Origin of the sequence: Actinokineospora sp. NBRC 105648 (genome assembly GCF_030269645.1) — a bacterium.
GTDB lineage: Bacteria > Actinomycetota > Actinomycetes > Mycobacteriales > Pseudonocardiaceae > Actinokineospora.
The window spans coordinates 33,984-40,945 of sequence record NZ_BSTR01000066.1 but is presented as its reverse complement, the minus strand read 5'-3'; the positions used below and the strand labels follow the sequence as shown (position 1 = coordinate 40,945).

Below are 6,962 nucleotides of genomic sequence, written 5' to 3'. Positions count from 1 at the left end.
GAGAGTGCCGCTAAACTTGCCGTGGGTGGGGATGCCCTTACCCTGCCCTTTTCTCTCCACCGCGGTGCTCTAGGGGCCCCGCACGAAGTGAGTTCACTAGATCGAGCCCCCATCTTTTCCTCGGGCAGCCCATGTGTATGTGCTGCCCGAGGGGCGTGCGTGCTGCCTGTGGAGTGTAGCCACCCGTGAGCCCCTGAATCCCCTACGCCAATTATCACTACGGCCTGTGATTGTTTGTCAAGGCGGGAAAGAGTACCTTGACAAACAATCACAGGCCGTGTTTTGGCTGCGTATGGAATGCAGGGGGGATGCTGGTCAGTGGGGAGTTTGGGGTGGCCGGGTGCTGCTTTGTTGGCTTGAAAAGCTTGAAGGGATTTAGAATTGGGAGCCGGGAATCGGGTAGTGAGCGGTGCTGCGATTGCCGGTGGGGTGTGCCAGCTCGTTATGCGGCTTCGCTGGGGCGCTTGTGGTAGGTGTCCACGTATTCCTGGCCGGAGAGTTCCATGATGGCGTACATGATCTCGTCGGTTACCGCGCGGCGGATGGGTAGTGAGTTGGCCATGCCGTCGTACCTGGTGAAGTCCAGGGGGGTGCCGAACTTGACGGTGATCCGGTGTGGCCTGGGGAACTTCTTGCCTGCCGGTTGGACCTTGTCGGTGCCGATCAGGGCGACCGGTACCACCAGTGCCTTGTGCTCCAAGGCCAACTGGGCCACTCCGGTCCTGCCCCGGTGGAGCTTGCCGTTGAGTGACCTGGTGCCCTCCGGGTGGATGGCGAAGGCCTGGCCCTTGTCCAGGATCTCGCCCGCCACCTCCAGTGAGGCCAGTGCGGCGCGGCTGTTGTCGCGTTCCACCGGGATCGCGCCCAGGGCGCGGAAGAGGATGCCGACCATGCGCTTGCGGGGGGAGCCGCCCGCGAAGTACTCGGCCTTGGCGAGGAAGGCGACCTTGCGGGGGACCATCATCGGGACCACGAAGCTGTCGATGACCGCCAGGTGGTTGATCGCCAGGATCACCGGACCCCTGGTCGGTACCCGGTCAGCGCCCTCGACGACTGGTCGCAGGTACATCTTGGCCAGGAAAGACAGCACGACACGCAGCGCGCGGTAGAACACGTCGGGGCCTCCTAGGTCTGGGCCCACTGTAGCCGGCGGGCTGGGGGGACGGCGCGCTCGCATGGCACCATCGGGAGCCGTGAGTACTCTGCGGTTCGGTGGGCGCCAGGTGGCGCAGGATCGTGCCCTGGTGATGGCGATCGTCAACCGGACCAGGGATTCCTTCTACGACCGGGGTGCCACCTTCGACGCGGGCGCGGCCCTCGACGCGGTCGACCGGGCGGTGGCCGAGGGGGCCGACATCGTCGACATCGGCGGGGTCCGGGCCGGGTCGCACGGTGAACCGGTGGACGCCGCCGAGGAGGCGCGTCGGGTGGTGCCGTTCGTCGCCCAGGTGCGCGAGCGCCACCCGGGGCTGGTCATCAGCGTCGACACCTGGCGGCACGAGGTCGGTCGGGCGGTGTGCGAGGCGGGCTGCGACCTGATCAACGACACCTGGGCCGGGGCCGACCCGAGGCTGGCCGAGGTCGCGGCGGAGTTCGGGGTGGGCATCGTCTGCTCGCACACCGGCGGTGCCGCGCCGCGCACCGACCCGCACCGGGTTCGGTACACCGATGTCGTCGCCGAGGTCGTCATCGAGCTGGTCGCCCGGGCAGAGCGGATGGTCGCGCTCGGGGTCCCGCGCGAGGGCGTGCTGATCGATCCGACGCACGACTTCGGCAAGAACACCTGGCACGGACTGGAACTCCTGCGCAGGCTCGACGAGCTGGTCGGGACCGGGTGGCCGGTGCTGATGGCGCTGTCCAACAAGGACTTCATCGGCGAGACCCTCGACGTCGAGCTGGACGACCGGGTCGACGGGACGCTGGCGGCCACGGCGGTCTCGGCGTGGTCCGGGGCCCGGGTCTTCCGGGCGCACCAGGTCCGCCGGACCCGGCAGGTGGTGGACATGGTCGCGAGCATCGCGGGCACCCGCCCACCCGCTCGCGTCCTGCGGGCGCTGGCGTGAGGACCTGGCAAAGTCCTGAGTGGACAGTGTCGGACCTGGTGGCGCGCAAGCGCGGCCGCACGGTCAGCGTGGTGTTGCCCGCGCTGGACGAGGAGGCCACCGTCGGCGCTGTGGTGGCGTCGGTGCGGCCGATGCTGGGTGGGCTGGTCGACGAGCTCGTGGTGATCGACTCCGGCTCCACCGACCGGACCGCCGAGGTCGCCTCGGCGGCCGGGGCCCGGGTGGTCCACCGGGACGAGGCGTTGCCCCAGCTCGAACCCCGTCCGGGCAAGGGCGAGGTGCTGTGGCGCTCGCTCGCGGTGACCACCGGTGACCTGGTGGTGTTCCTCGACTCCGACCTGGTGGACCCCGATCCCGCTTTCGTGCCCTCTTTGCTCGGCCCGTTGCTCAGCGTCGACGACGTTCACCTGGTCAAGGGCTTCTACCGGCGCCCCCTCCGCCTGGAGTCCGCCGAGAACGGCACGGGTGGGGGCCGGGTGACCGAGTTGTTGGCCCGCCCGGTCCTCTCCGCGCTGCGCCCGGAGCTCTCCCCGGTGATCCAACCCCTGGGTGGCGAGTACGCGGCCACGCGCGACTTCCTGACCTCGGTCCCCTTCGCCGCCGGGTACGGCGTCGAGATCGGCCTGCTGCTCGACGCCCACACCCGCTACGGCCTGGCGGGCCTGGCGCAGGTCAACCTCGGCGTCCGCAAGCACCGCAACCGTTCTCTGCTCCAGTTGGGCGTCATGTCCCGGCAGATCCTCGGCACCGCCCTGGAGCGCTGCGGCGTCCCCACCGCGTCCGCCGACCTGACCCAGTTCACCCAGGTGGCAGGCGAATGGCTGCCCACCCACATCCCGGTCCTGGTCGCCGACCGCCCGCCGCTGGCCTCGCTCCTGGTCGCCGATCCCGACGCCTGAGCGGCTATCGGCCACCGGCGCGCGGTTCGCCGACCTCGTCGGCCACAGGGCGCATGCGGTCGGCTACTTTGGGTCTTGATCGAATGGTCGAGCCCAGGGGGCGGGATGGCTCAGCGACGGTCGCCAGGACAGGCCGCGAAGCAGGCGCAGCAGCGGCTGCGGTGGGAAGAGCAGCAGCGCAAGCTGGCCGCCCGCGAGGCCGAGCAGCAGCGCAAGGTCGAGGAGCGGCAGCAGCGGGAGGCCGAGCTGGCGCGCCAGGTCGAGCTGGCCGCCGAGCGGACGGCCGCCGTGGACGCGCGGGTCCTCGAGTTGACCGGCATCGTCGCCCGGGCGCTGGCCTCGCAGGTCGGGCCGCTGGACTTCGAAGCCCTGAAGGTCCCCACTGACCTGGCCGTGCTCGACCTGGGGGTGGACGCCAGCCCGGCCCCGGCCCCGCGATGGGAGCAGTACGCGCCCTCGGCGCCGGGCGCGATCAGTCGGGCGTTCGGCGGGGCCCGCAGGCACGAGCAGCAGCTCGCGGCGGCGCAGCAGGCGTACCAACGGGCGGGACACGAGCACGGTGTCGCCGAGGCCGCCCGGCAGCACCGGGTCGAAGTCGCCCGTGCGCGGCACGCCGCCGAGGTCGAGATCGCGCGGCAGCGGGTCGCGGCCCAGCACGCCGAGGTCGACCAGTTCCGGGCCCAGGTCCTCGACGCCGACCGGCACGCGGTCACCGACTACTACCAGCGGATCATCGACACGGTGGTCGTCCCCGACGGCTTCCCGGCCCCGCGCCGGGCCGCCTACGTGCCCGAGTCCACGTTGCTGCTCATCGAATGGGACGTCCCCGACCTGTCGGTCGTGCCGGTCGAGAAGGAGTACCACTTCGTCAAGACCCGCAACGCCATCGAGGTCCGCAAGACCCGGCCCGCCGACGAGATCCGCAAGACCTACCAGAGCGTGGTGGCGCAGCTGGCGTTGCAGGCGCTGCACCTCGCCTACGCCGCCGACCCCGGCGGCCTGGTCAACACGGTCGTGTTCAACGGGATGATCGACAAGATCGACCCCGCGACCGGTCAGCAGATCCGACCCTGCCTGATCACCCTGCGGGCCACCCGCGAGCTGTTCGACGGGGTCGTGCTGAGCAGGGTGAATCCGGTCGACTGCGTCCGCAAGCACTTCGCCGCCGAGGTGTCCGACCACCCCGAGGCACTGACCCCGGTGGAGCCGTTCCTGGACTTCGACATGGCCGACCCGCGCATCGTCGACCCGCAGGACGTGATCAGCTCCCTGGACCGCAGGCCCAACCTGATGGACCTGAGCCCCAAGGACTTCGAGCACTTCACCCAGAACCTGTTCAACCGGCTGGGGTTCGACACCAAGCTGTTCCAGGCCAGCGGCGACGGCGGCATCGACTGCATCGCCTACGACCCGACCCCGATCCGCGGCGGCAAGTACGTGATCCAGGTGAAGCAGTACACCAGGACCGTGCCGCCGTCCGCGGTCCGCGACCTGTTCGGTGTCGTGCACGACCAGGGCGCGACCAAGGGGATCCTGATCACGACCAGCGGGTTCGGCCCGTCCAGCCACGAGTTCGCCAACGGCAAGCCGCTGCAGCTCTACGACGGCACCACGCTGCTCGGCCTGTGCCAGCAGGTGGGGATCGACGCCCGGATCGTCATGCCGCCCAAGACCCGCAACCGCCGGGACTAGCGCGACGCCGGGTCAGAGGAACAGGGAGAGCTGGTACTCGGTCAGGGTCGGGTCGTTCGGGTAGGCCATCGTCTCCCCGGTGCGCGTGAAGCCGAGCCGCTCGTAGAAGCGCAGGGCCCGCGGGTTGTTCTCCACCGCCCAGGCGTTGATCCGGGTCGAGCCCTCGGCCCACTCGACCACGGTGGTGATCATGGCCGTGGCCAGGCCGGTGCCGCGGGTGCTGGGGTGCGTCCACACCGAGATCAGCTCGACCGCGTCCCCCGGGATCCCCACCGCGATGGCCACCGGGTGGGCGTCCGACCAGGCCAGGAAGACCGCGTGCTTCGCGGGCCACTCCTGCCAGTGCCCGGCGGGCAGCGGCTCCTCAGCCGCCAGGTTCGACGCGAACGCGTACGGCGCCTCGGCCAGCGCGAGCAGGCGGATCGCGCGCACGTCCGCCCAGTCGTCGGGGGTGGCGCGGCGGATGTGCGGCAAGACCATGACCGCAGGCTCCCCGGAACCCGACCCACCGGACAAGGACTTTTCGCGCGGAGTTCCCCGGGCCGGGTTTTTCTCGGTTCCGGGCGCTGCGCCGGACGGGTCGGGCGTGACACGATCTGGCGGTGACCACCGTCCTCATCTACCTCGTCGTCATGGCGCTCGTGGCCGCCGTGGTGTTCCTGCTCGCCTCGGTGCTGTTCGGCCGCGGCGAGGAGCTGCCCGCGCTGCCCCCCGGTGCCTCCCCGACCCGGCTGCCCGCGACCGGCGCGACCGGTGACGACGTGCGCGACGTGCGGTTCCAGCTCGTCGTGCGCGGCTACCGGATGACCGAGGTCGACTGGGTGCTGGGCAAGCTCGGCGCCGAGATCGACCAGCTGCGCGCCCGGGTGGCCGAACTCGAGGGCGCCAAGGCCCCGGTCGACGACCCGCGGTGATCCACGTCACCGAACGCGTCGAGGTCGCCGCCCCGGCCGCGGCGACCTGGGCCGCGCTCACCGACTGGACGACCCAGGGCGAGTGGATGCTGGGCACCCAGGTGCGCGTCACCCGCGGCGACGGCCACGGGGTCGGCTCGACGCTGGCCGCGTTCACCGGGCTGGGCAAGATCGGGTTCACCGACCACATGGAGATCACCACCTGGGACCCGCCGCACCGCTGCGAGGTCACCCACACGGGGCGGGTGGTGCGCGGCACGGGTCTGTTCGAGATCCTCGACCGCGGCGCCGATGGGTCGACGTTCGTCTGGCAGGAAGACCTGCGACCACCGCTGGGCAAGCTCGGCGACCTGGGGTGGCTCGTCGTCGGCCCCGCGTTCCGGTTGGGCGTCCGGCAGTCGTTGCGCAAGTTCGCCGCTTATGTCGAGGCGCGTGCATGACCGAGCTCGTCCGCTGCGCATGGGGCGACAGCACCCCCGACTACGCCGCGTACCACGACGAAGAGTGGGGCGTTCCGCTAAGAGGGCAGAACGAGCTCTACGAGCGGGTGTCGCTAGAGGCGTTCCAGTCCGGACTGTCGTGGATCACCATCTTGCGCAAACGCGAAGCTTTCCGCGCGGCGTTCGCGGGGTTCATCCCGGCTAAGGTCGCCGCGTTCGACGCGACGGACGTCGAGCGGCTGATGGCCGACGCGGGCATCGTCCGCAACCGCGCCAAGATCAACGCGACTATCGCCAACGCCCGGGCCATTGAGGAACTCGACGTCCCGCTCGACGACCTGCTGTGGTCCTTCGCCCCGACCGGCCCACGGGTCCGACCCGCGACGATGGCGGATGTCCCCGCGGTGACCCCGGAGTCCAAGGCCATGGCCAAGGAGTTGAAGCGCCGCAGGTTCAGCTTCGTCGGCCCGACCACGTGCTACGCCCTGATGCAGGCCACCGGCATGGTCGACGACCACATCGCCACCTGCTGGCGCGCGACCTGACCCGGCTGCTCGCTGGTCTGGCCCACTACCTGCTTGCCCTGCCTGCCTGCTAACCCCAGCCGCCTGCCCGCCTGCCTGCCGTGCCGTGCCTCTGCTCGGCGTGTCTCCCGTCTGCCGTGCGTGGACCTCACCTAGACCCCGTCCGCCCAGCCGCGTCGCTCTTCGATTTCCCCCGACCGGGGGACAGAGTTGTCCACAGGCAAGATCCACACCGACCGTTTCCCGTACCCCCGCCGGTAGAATGGCGTCGGGGATGGTCCCCCTGGGTTGGGCGGGCCGTGTGGGTTGGGCGGGCCGTGTGGGTTGGGCGGGCCGTGTGGGTTGGGCGGGCCGTGTGGGTTGGGCGGGCCGTGTGGGTTGGGCGGGCCGTGTGGGTTGGGCGGGCCGTGTGGGTTGGGCGGGCCGTGTG

Annotated in this window: 8 protein-coding genes; 6 read left to right on the top strand and 2 right to left on the bottom strand. The window is 70.5% G+C overall.

Annotated elements, in window-relative coordinates:
* Positions 1 to 442 precede the first annotated feature (442 nt).
* Positions 443 to 1,114, bottom strand: a complete 672-nt coding sequence (locus QSK30_RS33800) for a lysophospholipid acyltransferase family protein (protein WP_285509263.1) — start codon at positions 1,112 to 1,114, stop codon at positions 443 to 445.
* Between the two features lie 79 nt (positions 1,115 to 1,193).
* Between QSK30_RS33800 and folP the strand changes: the two genes are divergently transcribed.
* The 3 genes from folP to QSK30_RS33785 all read left to right on the top strand — a co-directional run bounded on the left by folP (position 1,194) and on the right by QSK30_RS33785 (position 4,654).
* A complete protein-coding gene (folP, locus tag QSK30_RS33795; protein WP_285509261.1) occupies positions 1,194 to 2,063 on the top strand; it encodes a dihydropteroate synthase in 870 nt (289 codons plus the stop codon).
* Positions 2,064 to 2,101: 38 nt separating this feature from the next.
* Entirely contained in the window at positions 2,102 to 2,962 is an 861-nt protein-coding gene (locus QSK30_RS33790; protein ID WP_285509259.1) for a glucosyl-3-phosphoglycerate synthase, read from the top strand.
* A 105-nt stretch (positions 2,963 to 3,067) separates the two neighbouring features.
* On the top strand, positions 3,068 to 4,654 hold the full coding sequence (locus QSK30_RS33785; protein WP_285509257.1) for a restriction endonuclease: 1,587 nt from the start codon (positions 3,068 to 3,070) through the stop codon (positions 4,652 to 4,654).
* 12 nt (positions 4,655 to 4,666) lie between these two features.
* Here QSK30_RS33785 and QSK30_RS33780 read toward each other — a convergent pair whose 3' ends face one another.
* Complete coding sequence (locus QSK30_RS33780) at positions 4,667 to 5,134, bottom strand: GNAT family N-acetyltransferase (RefSeq protein WP_285509255.1); 468 nt, start codon at positions 5,132 to 5,134, stop codon at positions 4,667 to 4,669.
* 122 nt (positions 5,135 to 5,256) lie between these two features.
* Between QSK30_RS33780 and QSK30_RS33775 the strand changes: the two genes are divergently transcribed.
* The 3 genes from QSK30_RS33775 to QSK30_RS33765 are packed head-to-tail and all read left to right on the top strand — an operon-like array spanning position 5,257 to position 6,553.
* Entirely contained in the window at positions 5,257 to 5,568 is a 312-nt protein-coding gene (locus QSK30_RS33775; protein ID WP_285509253.1) for a DivIVA domain-containing protein, read from the top strand.
* The gene (locus QSK30_RS33770) at positions 5,565 to 6,008 is read left to right on the top strand and encodes an SRPBCC family protein (RefSeq protein ID WP_285509251.1); all 444 of its coding nucleotides are present in this window, start codon (positions 5,565 to 5,567) and stop codon (positions 6,006 to 6,008) included. The genes QSK30_RS33775 and QSK30_RS33770 overlap by 4 nt, the downstream gene beginning before the upstream one ends.
* Complete coding sequence (locus tag QSK30_RS33765) at positions 6,005 to 6,553, top strand: DNA-3-methyladenine glycosylase I (protein WP_285509249.1); 549 nt, start codon at positions 6,005 to 6,007, stop codon at positions 6,551 to 6,553. Before QSK30_RS33770 ends, QSK30_RS33765 begins: the two co-directional genes overlap by 4 nt.
* The last annotated feature ends 409 nt before the right edge of the window (positions 6,554 to 6,962 follow it).

Bases quoted from the DNA above. Each gene is read 5' to 3' on its own strand.
- QSK30_RS33785 (WP_285509257.1), top strand. From the start codon at position 3,068: ATGGCTCAGCGACGGTCGCCAGGACAGGCCGCGAAGCAGGCGCAGCAG.
- QSK30_RS33780 (WP_285509255.1), bottom strand. From the start codon at position 5,134: ATGGTCTTGCCGCACATCCGCCGCGCCACCCCCGACGACTGGGCGGAC.
- QSK30_RS33765 (WP_285509249.1), top strand. From the start codon at position 6,005: ATGACCGAGCTCGTCCGCTGCGCATGGGGCGACAGCACCCCCGACTAC.